This is a genomic window from Nocardia vermiculata NBRC 100427 (genome assembly GCF_001613265.1).
GTDB lineage: Bacteria > Actinomycetota > Actinomycetes > Mycobacteriales > Mycobacteriaceae > Nocardia > Nocardia vermiculata.
Map to the genome: position 1 here is coordinate 241,371 of NZ_BDCA01000001.1, position 18,095 is coordinate 259,465.

General features: G+C 66.5%; 18 protein-coding genes. 12 read left to right on the plus strand and 6 right to left on the minus strand.

Annotation, left to right across the window (positions count from 1 at the left end):
• Nucleotides 1-10: 10 nt before the first annotated feature.
• The 7 genes from NV2_RS01120 (at nt 11) to NV2_RS01150 (ending at nt 8,466) form a co-directional block, all read left to right on the plus strand.
• Nucleotides 11-2,281, plus strand: coding sequence for an elongation factor G-like protein EF-G2 (locus tag NV2_RS01120; protein ID WP_067867848.1), 2,271 nt, complete (start codon nt 11-13; stop codon nt 2,279-2,281).
• Between the two features lie 100 nt (nt 2,282-2,381).
• Nucleotides 2,382-3,125, plus strand: a complete 744-nt coding sequence (locus NV2_RS01125) for a DUF4191 domain-containing protein (protein WP_067867851.1) — start codon at nt 2,382-2,384, stop codon at nt 3,123-3,125.
• Between the two features lie 183 nt (nt 3,126-3,308).
• Nucleotides 3,309-4,535: a homogentisate 1,2-dioxygenase gene (locus NV2_RS01130; RefSeq protein WP_067869078.1), complete on the plus strand. Its 1,227-nt coding sequence runs from the start codon at nt 3,309-3,311 to the stop codon at nt 4,533-4,535.
• An 11-nt stretch (nt 4,536-4,546) separates the two neighbouring features.
• Nucleotides 4,547-5,734, plus strand: a complete 1,188-nt coding sequence (locus tag NV2_RS01135; protein WP_067867854.1) for an alpha/beta hydrolase family protein — start codon at nt 4,547-4,549, stop codon at nt 5,732-5,734.
• Between the two features lie 11 nt (nt 5,735-5,745).
• The gene (locus tag NV2_RS01140; protein ID WP_067867858.1) at nt 5,746-6,381 is read left to right on the plus strand and encodes an IclR family transcriptional regulator; all 636 of its coding nucleotides are present in this window, start codon (nt 5,746-5,748) and stop codon (nt 6,379-6,381) included.
• Nucleotides 6,382-6,476: 95 nt separating this feature from the next.
• Nucleotides 6,477-7,973 (plus strand): aldehyde dehydrogenase family protein, encoded by a 1,497-nt coding sequence (locus NV2_RS01145; RefSeq protein ID WP_084473761.1) that lies wholly within the window; start codon nt 6,477-6,479, stop codon nt 7,971-7,973.
• A 19-nt stretch (nt 7,974-7,992) separates the two neighbouring features.
• Nucleotides 7,993-8,466: a nucleoside deaminase gene (locus tag NV2_RS01150; protein ID WP_067867861.1), complete on the plus strand. Its 474-nt coding sequence runs from the start codon at nt 7,993-7,995 to the stop codon at nt 8,464-8,466.
• Between the two features lie 65 nt (nt 8,467-8,531).
• On the opposite strand, the gene NV2_RS01155 is transcribed toward NV2_RS01150, so the two are convergent.
• Nucleotides 8,532-9,410, minus strand: coding sequence for an aldo/keto reductase (locus NV2_RS01155; protein ID WP_067867863.1), 879 nt, complete (start codon nt 9,408-9,410; stop codon nt 8,532-8,534).
• A gap of 84 nt (nt 9,411-9,494) precedes the next feature.
• On the opposite strand from NV2_RS01155, the gene NV2_RS01160 reads away from it, so the two are divergent.
• Nucleotides 9,495-10,052, plus strand: a complete 558-nt coding sequence (locus tag NV2_RS01160; protein ID WP_067867866.1) for a TetR/AcrR family transcriptional regulator — start codon at nt 9,495-9,497, stop codon at nt 10,050-10,052.
• 21 nt (nt 10,053-10,073) lie between these two features.
• Here the strand turns inward: NV2_RS01160 and NV2_RS01165 are convergent, their stop codons facing one another.
• Nucleotides 10,074-10,535 carry an RDD family protein gene (locus NV2_RS01165; protein WP_067867869.1) on the minus strand — a complete coding sequence of 154 codons (462 nt, stop codon included), beginning with the start codon at nt 10,533-10,535 and terminating at the stop codon, nt 10,074-10,076.
• 473 nt (nt 10,536-11,008) lie between these two features.
• Between NV2_RS01165 and glnA the strand changes: the two genes are divergently transcribed.
• Nucleotides 11,009-12,445, plus strand: coding sequence for a type I glutamate--ammonia ligase (glnA, locus tag NV2_RS01170; RefSeq protein ID WP_067867873.1), 1,437 nt, complete (start codon nt 11,009-11,011; stop codon nt 12,443-12,445).
• A gap of 37 nt (nt 12,446-12,482) precedes the next feature.
• Here glnA and NV2_RS32065 read toward each other — a convergent pair whose 3' ends face one another.
• On the minus strand, nt 12,483-13,046 hold the full coding sequence (locus tag NV2_RS32065) for a site-specific integrase (protein WP_245662381.1): 564 nt from the start codon (nt 13,044-13,046) through the stop codon (nt 12,483-12,485).
• Entirely contained in the window at nt 12,971-13,657 is a 687-nt protein-coding gene (locus NV2_RS32070) for a hypothetical protein (protein WP_245662382.1), read from the minus strand. The genes NV2_RS32065 and NV2_RS32070 overlap by 76 nt, the downstream gene beginning before the upstream one ends.
• A gap of 2 nt (nt 13,658-13,659) precedes the next feature.
• On the opposite strand from NV2_RS32070, the gene NV2_RS01180 reads away from it, so the two are divergent.
• Together NV2_RS01180 and NV2_RS01185 are read left to right on the plus strand one after the other, a co-directional pair.
• The gene (locus tag NV2_RS01180) at nt 13,660-14,652 is read left to right on the plus strand and encodes a DnaB-like helicase C-terminal domain-containing protein (protein WP_067867876.1); all 993 of its coding nucleotides are present in this window, start codon (nt 13,660-13,662) and stop codon (nt 14,650-14,652) included.
• A 119-nt stretch (nt 14,653-14,771) separates the two neighbouring features.
• The gene (locus tag NV2_RS01185) at nt 14,772-15,566 is read left to right on the plus strand and encodes a hypothetical protein (RefSeq protein WP_157102695.1); all 795 of its coding nucleotides are present in this window, start codon (nt 14,772-14,774) and stop codon (nt 15,564-15,566) included.
• A gap of 131 nt (nt 15,567-15,697) precedes the next feature.
• Here the strand turns inward: NV2_RS01185 and NV2_RS01190 are convergent, their stop codons facing one another.
• Nucleotides 15,698-15,934: a hypothetical protein gene (locus tag NV2_RS01190; protein ID WP_067867881.1), complete on the minus strand. Its 237-nt coding sequence runs from the start codon at nt 15,932-15,934 to the stop codon at nt 15,698-15,700.
• A 324-nt stretch (nt 15,935-16,258) separates the two neighbouring features.
• Between NV2_RS01190 and NV2_RS31910 the strand changes: the two genes are divergently transcribed.
• Entirely contained in the window at nt 16,259-16,504 is a 246-nt protein-coding gene (locus NV2_RS31910; protein ID WP_157102696.1) for a hypothetical protein, read from the plus strand.
• Between the two features lie 1,223 nt (nt 16,505-17,727).
• On the opposite strand, the gene NV2_RS01200 is transcribed toward NV2_RS31910, so the two are convergent.
• On the minus strand, nt 17,728-17,991 hold the full coding sequence (locus tag NV2_RS01200) for a hypothetical protein (protein WP_067867887.1): 264 nt from the start codon (nt 17,989-17,991) through the stop codon (nt 17,728-17,730).
• Between the last annotated feature and the right edge of the window lie 104 nt (nt 17,992-18,095).

The following is an 18,095-nucleotide window of genomic DNA, read 5'->3' on the forward strand; positions in this document are numbered from 1 at the left end:
GTGAAGAGACATGGCAGACAAGTCGAGCACCGCCGCCCGTGGTAGTTCCACCGGGAAGGTCGCCGCGGCCGCGCGGCCGGACGAGATACGCAATGTGGCCCTGGTCGGGCATACCGGTTCGGGCAAGACGACCGTGGTGGAGGCGCTGGCCATGGAGGCGGGGGCGCTCACTCGCTCCGGCCGGGTCGAGGACGGCACCTGTGTATCGGATTACGACGAGATCGAACAGCGCCAGCACCGCTCGGTACAACTGTCGGTGATACCGGTCGCCTGGAACGACATCAAGATCAATCTGATCGACACACCCGGCTATGCCGATTTCGTCGGCGAGCTACGGGCCGGTCTGCGAGCTGCGGACGCGGCCCTTTTCATTGTGTCGGCCGCAGCGGGCCCCGAGGGCGTGAACGGGCAGACCCTGGCGCTGTGGGAGGAGTGCGCCCGGGTCGGCATGCCGCGGGCACTGGTGATCACCCATCTGGACGCCGCCCGCGCCGATTTCGACCTGGTGGCACAGACCTGCGCCGAACTGCTCGGCGGCGGTGATTCCGACGCCATCCTGCCGCTACAACTGCCCGTCTACGGCGAGCCGGGACCCGACGGCCATCGCCCCGTCACCGGTGTGATCGACCTGCTGACCGAACAGGTCTACGACTGTTCGGCCGGTGCGCACACCAGCGTCGAGCCCACCGCGGAGCAGGCCGAGGCAGCCACCCGGGCCCGGAACCGCCTGATCGAGGCAATTATCGCGGAGTCCGAGGACGAAACCCTCATGGACCGCTACCTCGAGGGTGAGCAGATCGAACTGTCCACCGTGATCGCGGATCTGGAGCGCGCGATCGCCCACGACCGCTTCCATCCGATCCTGTTCGCCGCACCGCCGCCGGAGGGCGCCCGCGAGGGTCTGGGCATGGTGGAGATTCTCGAACTGATCACCCGCGGGTTCCCCACCCCCGCCGAACACTCCGTCGCGGCCCGCTGCCCCACCAACGGCCGGGAACCGCGAGCGTTGTCCTGTGATCCCGCCGCACCGCTCGCCGCGGAGGTTATCCGCACGGCATCCGATCCCTATGTGGGCCGGGTATCGCTGGTACGAGTGTTCTCCGGAACCCTGCACGCCGACGACACCGTGCACATCTGCGGCCACGATCACGACGCCGCGAGCTACGACGGTGCCGACGGCCACCGTCCGGGCGACGGGTCCGAACCCACCCATCCCGACTCCACCACGCACGATGCGGACGAACGCGTCGGTGCGCTCACCGCTCCGTTCGGCAAACAGCAGTTCCCACTGCAGCAGGCCATCGCCGGAGATATCGCCTATGTCACCAAGCTCGGGCACGCGGAGACCGGCGATACGGTCTCGGCCAAGGATTCTCCGCTGCTGATCGAACCGTGGCCGCTGCCCGAACCACTGCTCCCCGTGGCGGTGCGCGCACACGGCAAATCCGACGAGGACAAACTGTCGCAGGGGCTGGCCCGGCTGGTCGCCGAGGATCCGACGGTGCGGCTGGAACAGAATTCCCGCACCCGCCAGCTGGTGCTGTGGTGTCTGGGTGAAGCACATCGCGATGTCGCGCTGGAGCGATTGCGCGTCCGGTTCGGCGTGCAGGTCGACGTGGACGAGTATCGCGTCGCGCTGCGCGAGACCTTCGCCGGCAAGGCGGCCGGTCACGGACGGCACGTGAAGCAGTCCGGCGGGCACGGTCAGTACGCGATCTGCGAGATCGAGGTCGAACCGCTACCGGAGGGCTCCGGCATCGAATTCGTCGACAAGGTCGTGGGCGGTGCGGTACCGCGCCAATTCATCAGCTCGGTCGAGAAGGGGGTACGCGCCCAAGCCGAACGCGGAGTGGAGTCCGGCTATCCGCTGGTGGACGTGCGCGTCACCTTGCTGGACGGCAAATCTCATTCGGTGGACTCCTCCGATGCCGCCTTTCAGACCGCCGGCGCACTGGCGCTGCGGGAGGCCGCGGCGGCGGGCCGTATCGAACTGCTCGAACCGATCGCGGAGGTCCTGATCACGGTGTCCGACGAGAACGTGGGCACCGTCCTCGGCGATCTGGCCGGCCGCCGCGGCCGGGTGCTGGGTACCGAACCGACAACGGCGGGGCGCACCACCATCCGTGCCGAGGTTCCCGAGCTCGAACTGCGCCGCTACGCCATCGATCTGCGTTCGCTCTCGCGCGGGGCGGCCAGGTTCAGCCGCGGATATGCCCGCCATGAGCCGATGCCCGCGCAGGTCGCCGCCGAGCTGCGCGGTAACACCGCGTCCGTGATGTGAGGCGAGCGGGCGCGGCATCCGGTACGGCGCACAAGCGGGTCGGGCACCCCGGACCCGGCCCGTGCGGGCGCGATCGCACTGGCCCACTATCCTGAGAGATATGGCAGCAGGTAAGAGCGGCGCGCAGTCGAAGGAAGCGAAGGCCGCGGCGAAGGCGGCGCGCAAGCAGGCCTCGAAGGAACGGCGTCAGCAGCTCTGGCAGACGTTCCAGATGGTGCGCAAGGAAGACAAACTGCTGCTGCCGCTGATGATCGGCGCGCTGGTCGGCATCACCGTGGTCTTCCTGGTGGTCGGCTTCATCTTCGGACTGCAGTGGTTCCTTTTGCCGATCGGCATTCTGCTCGGTGCACTGGCCGCCTTCATCATCTTCGGCCGGCGAGTGCAGAAGAACGTGTACGCGAAGGCGGAGGGCCAGGCCGGTGCGGCCTGGTGGGTGCTGGACAACCTGCAGGGTAAGTGGCGCGCCACCCAGGCCGTCGCCGCCACCACCCAGCTCGACGCCGTGCACCGCGTGATCGGCCTGCCGGGTGTCGTCCTGGTGGCCGAGGGCGCTCCGCACCGGGTGAAATCGCTGCTCGCGCAGGAGAAGAAGAAGACCGCTCGTCTGGTCGGCGATACCCCGATCTACGACATCGTCATCGGTAACGACGAGGGGCAGGTCCCGCTGAAGGGTCTGCAGCGTCACCTCACCAAGCTCCCCCGCAATATCGATGCCAAGCGGATGGATCTCATCGAGGGCCGTCTGACCGCCCTCGCCAACCGGGGCGGCCCGGCGCTGCCGAAGGGCCCGCTGCCGAACGGCGCCAAGATGCGCGGCGTACAGCGCACCATGCGCCGCCGCTGAGTTCCGTCGGCACTTCCTTTTTCGTCGACACTGCCGCCACACCATCGCCCGGGTGGCGGCAGTGTCGTTTCCGGGTTGTTCCGGATCGCCCCGTCGAAAGCGAGGACAGGATCGCACACCGTCCCTTAGGTTCGAATATAGGACATTCTGTTACGAATGTCGGACATCGAACCAGGAGATGCGATGCCGTACTACCGGGCCGTCGGCGAGTTTCCGCAGCAACGCCACGTCGCCTTCACCCTCGGTGACGGCACGCCCACCTTCGAGGAATTCATCGGTGAAGAGGGATTCTCGGGTACCGGGTCGCTGTTGTATCACCGCCGGGTACCCGCTGCCCTGGTCGACGCCCGGGACTGGGATCTCGGTGACCAGACGCTGACCGCCAATACACCACTGCTGCCCCGGCACTTCCATCTGCCGGACCTCTTCCCGGCGGGCTGCGGACGCGACACGGTCCGCCATCGGCGCCCGGTGCTGGCCAACCACGATGTCCGGATCTCCTATGTGGTGGCCGACCAGCCTTCCCCGCTGTACAGCAACGGTATCGGTGACGAGGTGCTCTTCGTCGAGGCCGGTGCCGCCACCGTCGAGAGTGTGTTCGGCCGGATCGAGGTGCGCCAGGGCGACAACGTCGTCATCCCGCGGGTGACCATCCATCGCTGGATTCCCGATCCGGAGGCGGGCCCGCTGCGACTGCTGTGTGTCGAGGCCGCCGGGCACGTCCAGCCGCCCGACAAACACCGCACCCGCTATGGGCAGTTCCTGGAGGGCTCCCCGATCACCGAGCGTGATCTGCGGGGACCGGCCGGACCGCTGACGGCCGCCGCCGACGAGGTGGATGCCGATACCGAGGTCTACGTCAAACATCGGACCGCGTCGGGGCTGCACGGCACGGTCGTGGTCTACGACCACCACCCGTTCGATGTGGTCGGGTGGGACGGGCACCTGTATCCGTACGCGCTGAACTACCGCGATTTCTCCCCCGTCGTCGGCGCGGTCCTGCAACCGCCGCCCACCTATCAGGTGCTGCAGGGGCCCGGCTTCGTGGTGTGCAATTTCGTCCCGCGCCCACTGGAATTCGCGCCCGGCGCGATCAAGGTGCCGTACTACCACTCCAATGTCGACTCCGACGAGGTGATGTTCTACTTCGCCGGTGAGACCGCCGCCCGCAAGGGTTCGGGCATTCGCACCGGATCGGTGAGTCTGCATCCGGCCGCGTACACCCACGGTCCGCGGCGGCAGGCCTATCTGGATTCGCCCGGCTACACCGAGCCGAACGAGATGGCCTTCATGATCGACACCTTCCGGCCGCTGGAGGTGGCCGAGGGCGGCACCGCCAGTGATGTGCCCGGCTATCCGTGGAGCTGGTCGGACAAGCCGTATGCCGGCAGCCCGGACCAGCGTGCGTAGAAGGAGACAGCGTGAGCGAACCATTCGAGCGGATCCCGGTGATCCTGCACAGCGAGGAGCAGCCGACGGTCCGGGAGACCTACGGTTTCACTGGCGGGCACGGCATCGTGCTGGAGGGCCAGCTGCTGCACCCGCCGGGTGAGTCCGGCAGCGGTGGAACGGTTTTCCTGTTCCAGCATCCGACCTCGACGCTGAACCTGTTGCCGATGCCGACGGCACTGGCCGCGCGCGGCCATCACGTGCTGTGCGGGGCGAGCCGCTATCCGAAGAACGATTCCGCGTTGATCATGGAGAAGGTGGTCCTGGATCTGGGCTCCTGGGTGCGTTGGGCTCGGGAGGTCGGTGGGTACGACCGCGTGATCCTGGTCGGCTGGTCGGGTGGGGGTTCGCTGTCGTTGCTCTATCAGGCCGAGGCCCTGCACCCGAGCATCACTCACACCCCGGCCGGCGATCCGGTCGATGTGGCCGGCGCGGGGCTGTCCCCGGCCGACGGGGTGGTTTTCATCGCCGCACACCTCTCGCGTGCGGAAACGCTCACCGAGTGGATGGATCCGTCGGTGATCGACGAGACCGATCCACATCGCCGCGACCGCACCTGGGACATCTACGCCGAGGACGCACCGCACCGGCCACCGTTCGGCCACGAATTCGTCACCGGTTTCCGGCAGGCGCAGCGCGACCGCAATCGCCGCATCTCCGAGTGGGCGCTCGACCGTCTGGCCGAGCTGCGTCGGGCCGGCGGACCGGAACAGGAGCAGCCGTTCCTGGTCCATCGCACCATGTGCGATGTGCGCTGGATCGATCCGGCGGTCGACCCGAACGACCGCCGCCCCGACTGGTGTTATCTCGGCGATCCACGCACCGCGAACGTCGGCCCGGTCGGCTTGGCCCGCTACACGACGCTGCGGTCGTGGCTGAGCCAGTGGAGTCTGGATCATTCCGCGGCCGGTGGTGCGCGCAATGCGGCCCGCATCACCGAGGGCCCGGTGCTGCAGATCGAGAATTCCGCCGACGACGCGGTACCGGCCACCCACAATCCGACGGTGCGCGATGCGCTCACCACCCCGGATCGCACCTACCGCGTCATTGCGGGGGCGACGCATTATTACGTGGATCAATCCGATCATCTGCGCACCTGCCTCGAGCATGTGGAGGGGTGGGCCCGGGAGCGGGAGTTGATCAGCACCCCGCCCACGTAGGATCACGGTCCATGCCGGCACCCGATACCGCACAGACCCTGAGCCGCGGCCTCGACGTGTTGAAGCTGCTCGCCAGCAGTCCGCATGCGCGTACGCCCGCGCAACTGTCCGCGGAGCTCGGTCTGTCCCGCACGATCATCTATCGCCTGGTCGGCACGCTGGTCGAACACGGACTGGTGCGTCGTGGCGACGACGGCAGTGTGAGCATCTCGGCCGGAGCGCTGGTGCTGACCCAGCATGTCCTGGGTTCGGTACGTGAGGCGACGCGCGAGATCCTCGAGGATCTGGCGGGTGAGGCCGAGGCGACCGCGCATTTCTGTGTCGCAGACGGTGACGATGTCCTCGCGGTCGCGGTCGTCGAGCCACCGTTCACGACCTTCCACGTCGCCTATCGGGTCGGTTCCCGCAGCGCGCGCGGTCTGGGTGCACTGGGTGAGGCCGTCGAGGCGGCGCGGCGCAGCGAGAGCGGGATCTTCGAAAGTGTGGGCCGGCTGGTTCCGGGCGCCCACGGCATCGTCGCGGCGCTGCCCGGGCTGCCCGGGCCGCCGGCCGCGGTCGGTGTGGTGACCCTCGCCGGTCAGGAGAACCCGGCCATGGTGGAGGCGGTCCGGCGCGCTGCGACGCGCCTGCACAACACCCTGGGCTGAATCGCCAGTCCTGTCCGATAATCGGATTTCGCTTCACGGAATACGATCGGCGCGTTAGCCTGCTCCCACTTTCGTTCAGCTGTCAGGAGCTCTTCGTGTCCGACTACACCTCCACCGCCCACGCCGACGGAGCACAGGCCCCGACCACGTTCCCGCCCCGGAAGTTGTGGATCGGTGGCCGCTGGCGCGATGCGAGCGGCGGCGCCACCTACCGTTCGGAGAATCCGACCACCCTCGAGCCGATCTGCGAGGTCGCCGACGCCTCCGCCCAGGACGTCGACGATGTGGTGCGGGCGGCCCGGGCGGCGTTCGAGCACAGCGGATGGAAGGAAATGGGCGGCGCCGAACGCGGCCGCATCCTGTTCCGTGCCGCCGATCTGATCGAAGAGCAGACGCAGTACCTGTCCGCACTCGAAACCCTCGAGGTCGGAAAGCTCTACAAGGACGGCGTTTTCGGCGATATCCCGGCCGTGCTGGCCACCTTCCGCTACTACGCCGGATACGCCGACAAGGTGCACGGGTCCACCGTGCAGCTCCCCGACTACGCAGGCCGCCACCGGCTCAACTACACCTTGCGCGAGCCGCTCGGGGTGGTCGGTGCGATCACGCCGTGGAACAACCCGATCGTGGTCGCGGGCTGGAAGATCGCGCCGGCTCTGGCCGCGGGCAACACCGTGGTGATCAAGCCGCCCGAGGACGCGGCGCTGTCGATACTGCGGCTCGCGGAGATCCTCGCCGAGGCCGGGGTGCCCGACGGGGTGTTCAACGTGGTCCCCGGACGCGGGGAGACCGCCGGCGCGGCCCTGGCCCGTCATCCCGGACTCGCCAAGCTGACCTTCACCGGCAGCCCCGAGGTCGGGGCCACCCTGAATGCCCATGCCGGAGGGCAGTTCCGCAAGCTCACCCTCGAGCTGGGCGGAAAGAATCCGCAGCTGGTGTTCCCCGATGCCGATCTCGATCGGGCACTGCCGTTCATCGCCGTCGGAAACTTCCTACACCAGGGCCAGGTCTGCGCGGCGGGCACCCGCGTCTACGTGCACGACAGCCTGGTCGACGAGGTGACCCGCCGCCTGGCCGAGCACGCCGAATCCCTCGTCCTGGGCGACCCTTTCGATCCCGACGCCACGATGGGGCCGGTCGTTAACCGGCAACAGCACGAGCGCATCGGCGGCTATCTGGGGCTCGGGGTGAGCGAGGGTGCCGAACTGGTGACCGGTGGTGCGTTGCCGGAGCGGCCCGGCTATTTCGTCCAGCCGACCGTCTTCATCGGCCGCCAGGAGCACCGTATCGCACGTGAGGAGATCTTCGGCCCGGTCGCCACGATCATCCCGTTCTCCGACAGCTCCGACGTGCTGGCACTGGCCAACGACAGCCACTTCGGCCTGAACGCGATCATCTACACCGAAGATCTGCACACCGCGCAGACCACCGCACGCGATCTCCGGGTCGGCAACGTATGGATCAACGCCTTCGGCATCCCCGATATGACCACCCCGTGGGGTGGGCAGGGCGGCAGCGGTATCGGCCGCGAACTGGGGCCCGCGGGTATCGAGGCGTACACCGAGGAGAAGACCGTGCAGATGATGTTCTGAGCGGTGTCATGATGGCCGTATGACTGAACTCGACCGACTGCGGCGTTGCGTGGACTTGGCCCGGACCGCGCTGGACGAGGGTGACGAGCCGTTCGGGTCGCTGCTGGTGGACCCGAACGGCACCGTCGTGTTCGAGGACCGCAACCGGGTCTCCGGGGGCGACGCCACCCGGCATCCCGAATTCGAGATCGCCCGCTGGGCCGCGGCCAACCTCACCCCCGAGCAGCGCGCGAACAGCGTGGTCTACACCTCCGGCGAGCACTGCCCCATGTGCAGCGCCGCACACGCATGGGTGGGTCTCGGCCGCATCGTCTACGCCTCGAGCACCGAACAGCTCGGCGAGTGGCTGCGCGAGTGGGGAGTGCCGGCGAGCCCGGTCGCATCCCTCCCGATTCAGGCCGTCGCCCCTGATATCCCCGTCTCGGGGCCGTTCCCGGAGCTCGCCGACGATATCCGCGCGCTGCATGCCCGCCTGCACGGGGTCACTGCCTGAGTCGATCGGGAGACGAAGCGGCCGATACGCGTCGAACACACCCCGGAACCGGCACGACCAGCGGGTCAGCCTACGGCGGGGGCGGCTGCGATACCGTCGAGTGCTGCCAGCGCCTGCGCGTCGAGCCGGATCCGGGCGGCCGCCATGTTCTGCTCGAGATGCTCGATGCTGCGTGTTCCCGGAATCAGCAGGATGTGCGGATCGCGGGCGAGCAGCCAGGCCAACGCGATCTGGCTCGGCGTGACGTCGAGCCGGTCCGCGATCTCGCGCACCACCGGGTGCGCCCCGACGTGTGCACGCTCGGAGAATCCGGAACCGAGCGGGAAGAACGGCACGAACGCCGTCGCGCGGGCCGCGCATTCTCCGAGCAGCGCGTCGTCGGTGCGTTCCAGCAGGTTGTACAGGTTCTGCACGCAGACGATGTCCGCCGGTGCCGCACGGATCAGTTGGTCGGCGGTCACCGCGCTCAGGCCGATCGCGCCGATCTTGCCCTCGTCTCGCAGTGTGATCAGTTCGGCCAGCTGATCGTCCAGATCGACGATCTGATCACCGGTGGCGACGATGCCGGGCGGGTTGTCGACGCGGCGCAGGTTGACCACGTCCAGACGCTCGGCGCCCAGCGTGCGCAGATCCGCTTCCACGGCGGCCCGTAACTGCGCCGGCTGCTGCGCGGGCACCAGCCCGCCCTCGACATGCTCGGCACCGATCTTGTCGACCAGCATCAGATCGCCCGGATAGGGGTGCAGCGCCCGGCGGATCAGTGCATTCACCGCACCCCCGCCGTAGAAACCGGCGGTGTCGATGTGATCGACACCCAGCTCACGGGCACGACGCAACACCGCGACCGCATCGGATTCGAACTCCAGCTGCATGGCGCCGTAGCCGATCCGGCCGACGGATCGTCCGGCCAGAACTCCGTTTCGCGAGTGGTTCGGAACCGACATGAGTGCACTCCTCGGTATTCTCGACAGGTAAGCGGAGGACCCTCCGCTTACTCTCGACATTACAGAAACGGAGGAGCCTCCACTTTGTCTGCACCCGCCGGCGGACGCCGTGACGCCCAACGTAACCGGCACAAACTCCTCGAGGCAGCACTCGACGCATTCACCCGCGAATCGTCGGCCGCGAGCCTGGAAGCGATCGCCCGGTCCGCCGGGGTGGGAATCGGCACGCTGTACCGGCACTTTCCGTCCCGGGAAGCGCTCATCGAGGCCGTCTACCGCAACGAACTGGAACAACTGTGCGATCAGGCGGCGGACCTGCTCACCGAACTCCCCCCGGACCAGGCGTTACGCACCTGGCTGGGCCGTTACGCCGATTTCGTCGCCACCAAACGCGGCATGGCCGAAGCCCTGCGCGAGGTGATCGCCTCCGGTGCGGTCACCTCGGCCCGGACCCGGGAACGCTTGAGCACAGCCATCGCGGAGATCGTCGCCGCGGGCACGGCGACCGGGATGCTGCGTGCCGATATCCGCGCGGCGGACGTCACCGCGGCGATGGCCGGGGCGACGCTGGCCGGAACCGATCGCGAGCAGATCGACCGGCTGCTCGATCTCCTCGTCGACGGCCTACGGGCGCACCGGTGACAGCGGCCTACCGGCACTCACCTACCGCGCCCGGACCAGTGCCGTTCCGGTGGCGCGGTCGTGCATACCGCGGCCGTCACCGTCGGTGAACAGGGCAGGCACCACGAAGGTCAGCAAGGCCTGGCGGGCCAGCGCGCGCACGAATCCGACCGGCACCGCATCATCGACCCGAATGGTGCGCAGCCGCAGGAAGAACTGCCCCGGCGTGAAACCGAACAGCATCACGGTCACCAGGCCGAGCAGGAACCAAATGAGGTAGGTGACGGTATTGAGCGAACCGGAACCGTGCACGATCAGCGCGGCGATACCCATCGCGATGAAATAGTCGACGAACAGGGCGACGATGCGCCGCGACATCGGCGCCAGCGAGCCCGCCCCGGACTGCGGCAGGCCGATCAGCTGCCCGCGGTAATCGCCGGTGGGTGGTTCTTCCGGCTGGGCGGCGTTCGGGCCCGACAGCCAGGAACCGGTAATTCGCGACATGGCCCCAGCATAGGCGCGCGACCAGTGAGGATTACGTCACACCCACCCGCCCGCAGCGGCCGCACCAGCACCGGCTCGGACGCCGGCCGGATCTGCGTGCGGCATAACGGCCGCGGCCCCGCGGTCCGGTAACTCGGGTCCGGCAACGGCGTGCCGCATCCCGATCCGGTGGCCCCACTCAAAGCGGTTGCGCGCGGGAAACTCTCACAGAATCGATCGAACCGCACTCGCCCGGCGGCGGTCCTGTGCAGAGTAGTCGCAGGTGAGGATGGCAGGATAAGTGTGCTGGTCCGGCACCGCACCGCTACCGCGCCGTAGCGTCGTGAGGCCTGCAGGGTTCGCCGCTCCGCCCAGCACGACGTGTAACACCGGCGAAACACAGCCTTGATTGCGAGGAAACACCGCATCCATACCGTTCAGCGCTGAACCCAGCAATCGGCACAGGCTGGGAACCGATCCGTAAGGAGTAGCAAGTGGCGTTCAGTACGGCCGAAGAGGTCATCAAGTTCATCAAGGAGGAGAACGTCGAGTACCTCGACGTACGCTTCTCGGACCTTCCTGGCGTTCAGCAGCACTTCTCGATCCCGGCGAAGTCCTTCGACGCCGACCTGGCCGAAGAGGGCCTGGCGTTCGACGGTTCCTCGGTGCGCGGTTTCCAGTCCATCGACGAGTCGGACATGCTGCTGCTGCCCGACTTCACCACCGCCCGGATCGATCCGTTCCGTGCCGCGAAGACCCTAAACATGAACTTCTTCGTGCACGACCCGTTCACCCGTGAGGCCTACTCCCGCGACCCGCGCAACATCGCGCGCAAGGCCGAGGAGTACCTGCGTTCGACCGGTATCGCCGACACCGTCTTCTTCGGTGCCGAGGCCGAGTTCTACATCTTCGACGGCATCCGCTACGGCTCGGAGATGAACGGCTCCTTCTACGAGATCGAGTCCGTCTCCGGCTCCTGGAACACCGGTAAGGAGTTCAACCCGGACGGCTCGCGCAACCTCGGATACAAGGTGCGCAACAAGGGTGGCTACTTCCCCGTCGCACCGTACGACCACTACGTCGACCTGCGCGACAAGATCTCGACCAACCTGCAGAACGCCGGCTTCGTGCTCGAGCGCGGCCACCACGAGGTCGGTACCGCCGGTCAGGCCGAGATCAACTACAAGTTCGACACCCTGCTCGCCGCGGCCGACGATGTGCAGCTGTTCAAGTACATCGTGAAGAACACCGCGTGGCAGGACGGCAAGTCGGTCACCTTCATGCCCAAGCCGCTGTTCGGTGACAACGGCTCGGGTATGCACGCCCACCAGTCGCTGTGGAAGGACGGCAAGCCGCTGTTCCACGACGAGGCCGGCTACGGCGGCCTGTCGGACCTGGCGCGCCACTACATCGGCGGCATCCTGCACCACGCGCCCTCGCTGCTGGCGTTCACCAACCCGACGATCAACTCCTACCACCGCCTGGTGCCGGGTTACGAGGCCCCGATCAACCTGGTGTACTCGCAGCGCAACCGCTCCGCGGCCGTGCGTATCCCGGTGACGGGCAACAACCCGAAGGCCAAGCGCATCGAGTTCCGTGCGCCCGACTCCTCCGGTAACCCGTACCTGGCCTTCGCTGCCATGATGATGGCCGGCCTGGACGGCATCAAGCGCAAGATCGAGCCGCTGGCCCCCGTGGACAAGGACCTCTACGAGCTCCCGCCCGAGGAGGCCAAGAGCATCCCGCAGGCCCCCACCTCGCTGACGGCCGTGATCGACCGCCTCGAGCAGGACCACGAGTACCTCACCGAGGGCAACGTCTTCACCGACGACCTCATCGAGACCTGGATCCAGATCAAGCGCGACCACGAGATCGCCCCGGTCAACCTGCGCCCGCACCCGTACGAGTTCGAGCTGTACTACGACGTGTAAGTCGCTGCGGCCATATCAACGGCCGTGACCTGCATGTTTATCCGGACGCGTTGCTTCGGGTACGCAGTGGGTACGAAGTAGCTCCGGCAGAGTCCATCCGCTCGGCGATCACCAGGCGGGTGGACTCGTCTGTATCCGGCCACAGATGGCCGTAGGTATCCAGCGTGGTCTTCGCGGTCGCGTGCCTCATCCGCGCCTGCACCACCTTGATGTTCGCTCCCGCGGCGATCAGCAGCGACGCCAGATAGTGCCGCAGGTCCTGAAATCCGATCCCCTCCGGCAACTCCTTGATCCTCGGCTTCACGTCGCGCAGCGCCCGCTCCATCTGCCACGGCGGCACCGGCTCCCCGATCTCGTTGCACACCACCCGCTCCCCCGGCCGTTCCTTCACCGCGGCGGACAGCATCAGCGCCAGCTCGTTCGGTATCGGTATCCGCGCCTCGGACCCGTCGGTCTTCAGTGGCTTCTCGGGCCACTGCTGATTTGGGTGCACGATGCCGCGAATGAAATCCACATCTGCCAGTCTCAAGCCGGACACTTCGGCGACGCGCAGGCCGGCGAACGCTCCGAGCAGCACGGCCGGACGGATGTGTTCGGGCATCGCGTCGTAGATCGCCCACACCTGCTCCGTGGTGGCGCAATACACTTTCTGCTTCCCTGCCGGTGGTGAGGTGCGCCGGGAGCATGAATTGCGCGCGCGAGGACGCCGTCAAGGACCGCGTCGCCGAGAATCTGCGACAGGCGGGAATGCAGGGCGTAGATGTAGCTCGCTTCGTTGCCGCGCTGCTTCAGCTTCGCAGTCCACACCTTCACCGCCGACGGCCGCACCGCCGACAGCTGGACGTGCCCGAACTCCGCGGTGATCTGCGCGATATGCCTCCTGGCCTGCCGAACGGCCGAATCACAATGCACCGCATAACCTTTGACCCACTCATCACACCACTGCTGGACCGTCATCTTCGCGTCACGGGGTGCGACGTGAGTGCCCTGCATGAGGGTCGAAGTCTGGCCGCCGAGCCAGGTCTGCGCGTCGACCTTCCTCTCGAATCGCTGTGTGCGCTCCTTGCCGGCGTCATCGACGTAGCGAACGCGCCAGCGCTTCCCCTTGCCGTAGAGCTGAGAATGGACCTTCTCGGTGGTGCCATCGGTTTTGCGGACGGTCTTGTGCCACAGGTCCTCTACGCCACTGCGGCGGTTACGACGGGTCGTCATGGTTGCCCACCGGCCCGCCTCGTCGTCCCGGTGACGGGAAGAGCCTGTCGCTCACCGGGATTGCCGCTTACGCCGCCGAACAGGGGTACTCAGGCCTGCTGTTCTCGGTGGAGATGGACCGCGTCGAGATCACGTCCCGGATCGTCTCGGCGGCCACCCTCTCCGCCTACAGCGAGGTGACCTGGCGCGAACTCGCCGACGGCACCCGCAGCCGGATCGAGCAGTACCTGGACGAGCACCAGGGTATGCGGCTCGCGGTCTACGACAAGGAGCCCATCACGGTCGTCGAGATAGCCGAGCACGCGCGCCGCATGAAACGCACCGTTGGCCTCGACCTCGTGTGTGTCGACTACGTGCAATTGGTGAGCGCGACCGACACGAAGGTCAACCGGGAGCGGCAGATTGCCGAGACATCGGTCGGCCTGCGGAACATGGCGAAGGCGCTCGACATCGTGGTGATCTCGGCGGCTCAGCTCAACCGTTCGTCGGTGAAGGACAACCGGCCTCCAACCAAGGCGAACCTTCGCGACAGCGGATCGCTCGAGAACGATGCCGACGTGATCGTGCCGCTGAACGTGTGCGAGCAACGAGCGGTGTCCGTACGGCATGCTGACGACCTCACCGGCGCGACGAAATGGCTCCGGCGGCATGTGTACTCGCTCGCGACCACCGAGGGCGCTGACGGGGCGTACAGCGGAATCTGGGAGGCAATCCAGGACTGCCGTCGGGAGATCGACCTGCCGGCCGAAGACGAAATCTGTGTGACCCAGGCGCAACTGGATCACGCCAACAACTCAGTGCTCACCGCGTATCAGATCGCGACCGTCGCAACCAAGCTCGGACCACGAGGGCAGGGACTCAACCGGGACCAGGTGCGATATTTGGACAAAGTCGGTGCGATCCGCGTTGTCGGGAGCGATGGTGAGACGAAGTTCTATCGACTGGGTGACGTGCTGGTCGCTCACGTGACCCGTCTGAAAGGAACCGCGGCATGACCATTGCCCCGATATGACCCGGAAGTCCCGGATCTCAGCCAGGATGGGGGCGTGAAATCTGAACCCGCACTGCGCAAACCGGCCCCTACCGACCCGCAGAGGAACGGCAGGAAAGCACTGTGACCCGTTGGCAGCGCTTCGTGACCCGTCGACGACGCTCGTCGGCCGTCAAACCGGCAGGCGAAGGGCGGATGTTCGCGCGGAGCGCGAGCGTGTGGCTAGGTTGCGCGGCGACTGGGCTGATCGCCGTCTCGGCAACCGGATACCTGATGGGGCGCGATCCGGCTGCAGCGACGACATTGGGTTTGATCGGCGCGATACTGGCGTTCGCTGCACCGATCGTGAGGCGGTTCCAAGGTCCGCAGCCGATTAAGGCCATTGAGGCCATTGAGGCGGGTGTGAACCTGGCAGCCCTCACCGCTATCGCCAGGAGGGCGCCGCTCACAGGCAGGGCGACGGTAGCTACCTATGGCCAAGGGGTGCAGGTCATAGACCTCGAGCCAGCTCTGCAAGCAGGCCATCACGACCAAATGAAGGAAACAACCACTGCCACCGTCGCACTGCCGATGGATGCAGAGACGAGCAGGGCTGCTGTCGCCGCCCTGACATCAGCGGCTATCGAGGCACTCAGCGTGCCGGACGCTCTAAGCACTCCCACAGTGCGGATCACCCGGGCGTTCGATTGCTACGTGACGGTGCTCTTTGCCATGCGTCTCGGCAACCCGTACGGCGGCTCACCGATCATCACCCCGCTCGAAGGGAATACCCAGATCGGGTTCGAGGCCGGCGTCTTTCAGCAGATCTACGACCAGGTATCCACAGGCCGATGGTTCGCTTCCGATGAAAACGCCAACACGTTCGCTGAAGCGGTTATCAACGGACTGCACACTATCCATCGGAGTGTTCGGGAGTAGCTCGAGAATGCTCGTGCCGGGAGACAGCTGCACGCCCTGGTTTATGGCCCGAAGATCACGCGCTCAGCCCACCCACCGACGCGCCTGTCATGGGGCCGGCTGAGACGATTGAGAGTGACGTCGCGTCACTCTCAATCCATATCGACTTCCATCATGAAAGGCTCCACCGCATCGCGCTGCTCAAGAGCGATCGCGATGTTCGGCGATAGCAGGAGACTCAGCCGTCCGCCCGATTGAACGGTGACCGTGAATGCCTTGGGGACGGACGTCCCGGAGTCCATCACCGAGAGTTCAGCATCGAGCTTAGCCCAGTCGTCATCGCTGATCCGAAACGATTGGCCCGCGTAGTACAGCGTTGATACCGCCACGTTTAAACCTCCCAGTTCGAGACGCCCCGATGTGAGGCGTGACCGGATCGTATGCCCAGCGCAGGGCTGGCGTACTCCATGTCGACGGAGCTCGCGATCTCCCTCAGCGTATCGACTTGATCTTCCGATTCCCCCTGCATCGTTAAGGTCACCGGAGGGCTGCACCCAGAATCGGGTTGCGGCGCTTTCTCGTGCCCGCGGCGAACCGCGTCAAACCAGGCGCACTGACCGGCAAGCGGCCCGAGGACTCCCACTCCGCAACCCCGCCTCTCGGAACTTCGCGGTGGGCTCAGCTGCGCAACCCGCTGCGCTTTCCTCGCAACCATGGTGCTCATCACCGCGGTTGCCCACGCCTGCTGTTCGGCAGGCGGATACCAGACCCGCACAGCCGTAACAGCAGTGCAGCCGATCAAGGAGATCTCCGAAATCGCCAAGCTCGTCACCCTCGACCGCGCCCAGCGCAAGCTCATCATCGACGGGGAGAAAATTCCCGGGGCATGTCGGCCGGGAGGTCAGTGTCAACGCCGGCGCCAAGAACCGCAGCGTGACCGTGACAATCCTCGCCGATGACGTGCAGGTGATACCCGAGCACGCAGAATCCTGATGGACATCCTGGCCGCCCTGGTGCGCATCCTGCTGCACCACCCGATCGCACCCCACTGCACCGAACCCGTGCTGCGCGTGTGGCTGTGGTGACCATCCGGACCTTCCGGAACATCTGTCCCACGGAGAACCAATGCTGTCCTCGCTCTCGGCTGCCGTATCCGCCATCCCGCTGGACACCGTCGCCACCATCGTCGGCACAGTCATCGTGGACGTGATCAAGGCATTCCTGTAGGCCATGCTGCATGACGCGCACGTCCTGGCGTGGCGCCTCGAAGCGCTGAGGATCCACCTCGGTGCAGCGCTGGGCGTGCCCGTCAACCTCACAACGGTCTTGCGGACGATGTCGCCGGTGTCGTCCCCGGCAAGACCGCGCTGCTCGGCTGACCATGCCAGCCCGTCTGCCCCGAGTGTGTAACCGCTGTCGACAGCCAGCACCCTCGGGGCGGCAGTGCCCATGTCCCCAGCATGGCAAGGCCGCAACGGATACACCGGCAGCGGCAGCACTCGACGATGGCGTGCACTGCGTGACGCCAAGCTCAAAGACCAACCAGTGTGTGAATGGCCCGGATGCTCGGCCCTCGCCCTCGCCGTCGAGGTCGAGGTCGAGGTCGACCATATCCCACCGGATCCGGTGGGAGGTGCGGCGCGGGCGCGTTCATGTGGGCGCTGGCGGCATTCTGTAGGGCTTGGGCGAGGTCGTCCATGTCGATGGGGTAAGCCTGGCTTAGACCATCTGCCAGGCCGGGCTCCCCGCCGTCTATGACCTTGAATGTTCTGTCGTTCTTGCTCATGCGCGGGAAGGTACTCGATAGGGGTGCAGAGGGGAGGTCGGCCAGATCGACACCCCAACGACTAACGCTCACCGAGCCCGGGCAATCCTCCTGACACGGTATGGACGCTCGTTCCCTCTCTACGCTGCCCGGATTGCGGATGTCGCTTCTTGGCTTGCTGCACGGCCAGCGGATATCGGCTCAGATTCCGATGTAGTTTTACAGCGAATTCGCGCAGTTGGCGGTATCGCCGATCGTGGTGCCCGCCCGACTCGATACCTACAAGGAGGCTGCGTAGATCGGCGAGGATTCGACGCGCTTCATTCGCAACAGCTGGTGTGGGGTCCTGCTTGAGCACCTTGCTGTTGGCTCGCGCCCACAGGTCCTCCAGTGCCACTCGATCCTGTTCATATTCGCTCATGGCAGTAGCTGCCACACCAGGTTCCCCGCCCAGCGGCCGTTCACGGTCGGATTGCAATACAGGGTCCGTCCGTCCGGATCGGTGGTCACCGCATCAGGGGCCGTGCAATCATCACCGGCGTGGACCGCCGGCTGCGCGCCGGGAGCCCCGAATCCCGCCGAGCCGGTGTCGATCGCTCCAGCGGCCCCAGCAGCCGCCGACCCGGCCGCGATGACGGCTGCCGCGATACAGACCAGCCTGGAGAGGGATCGGGTATGCATGGCTGACGTCCTTGCAGTACTCCCGACCAGCCCGCACGGTGCGGACCTCTCCGAGCGTATCTACATCCCGCCGCGCTGCGGGCGATCGATCCCGGACCGTGACT

Excerpts from the sequence above, each read along its gene's own strand:
- NV2_RS01155 (WP_067867863.1), bottom strand. The coding sequence starts at position 9,410 with ATGTCGGTTCCGAACCACTCGCGAAACGGAGTTCTGGCCGGACGATCC.
- NV2_RS32065 (WP_245662381.1), bottom strand. The coding sequence starts at position 13,046 with ATGCCCGAACACATCCGTCCGGCCGTGCTGCTCGGAGCGTTCGCCGGC.
- NV2_RS32070 (WP_245662382.1), bottom strand. The coding sequence starts at position 13,657 with ATGACGACCCGTCGTAACCGCCGCAGTGGCGTAGAGGACCTGTGGCAC.
- NV2_RS01140 (WP_067867858.1), top strand. The coding sequence starts at position 5,746 with ATGCCGGCACCCGATACCGCACAGACCCTGAGCCGCGGCCTCGACGTG.
- NV2_RS01200 (WP_067867887.1), bottom strand. The coding sequence starts at position 17,991 with ATGCATACCCGATCCCTCTCCAGGCTGGTCTGTATCGCGGCAGCCGTC.
- NV2_RS01130 (WP_067869078.1), top strand. The coding sequence starts at position 3,309 with ATGCCGTACTACCGGGCCGTCGGCGAGTTTCCGCAGCAACGCCACGTC.
- NV2_RS01125 (WP_067867851.1), top strand. The coding sequence starts at position 2,382 with ATGGCAGCAGGTAAGAGCGGCGCGCAGTCGAAGGAAGCGAAGGCCGCG.
- NV2_RS01165 (WP_067867869.1), bottom strand. The coding sequence starts at position 10,535 with ATGTCGCGAATTACCGGTTCCTGGCTGTCGGGCCCGAACGCCGCCCAG.
- NV2_RS01120 (WP_067867848.1), top strand. The coding sequence starts at position 11 with ATGGCAGACAAGTCGAGCACCGCCGCCCGTGGTAGTTCCACCGGGAAG.
- NV2_RS31910 (WP_157102696.1), top strand. The coding sequence starts at position 16,259 with ATGGTGCTCATCACCGCGGTTGCCCACGCCTGCTGTTCGGCAGGCGGA.
- NV2_RS01150 (WP_067867861.1), top strand. The coding sequence starts at position 7,993 with ATGACTGAACTCGACCGACTGCGGCGTTGCGTGGACTTGGCCCGGACC.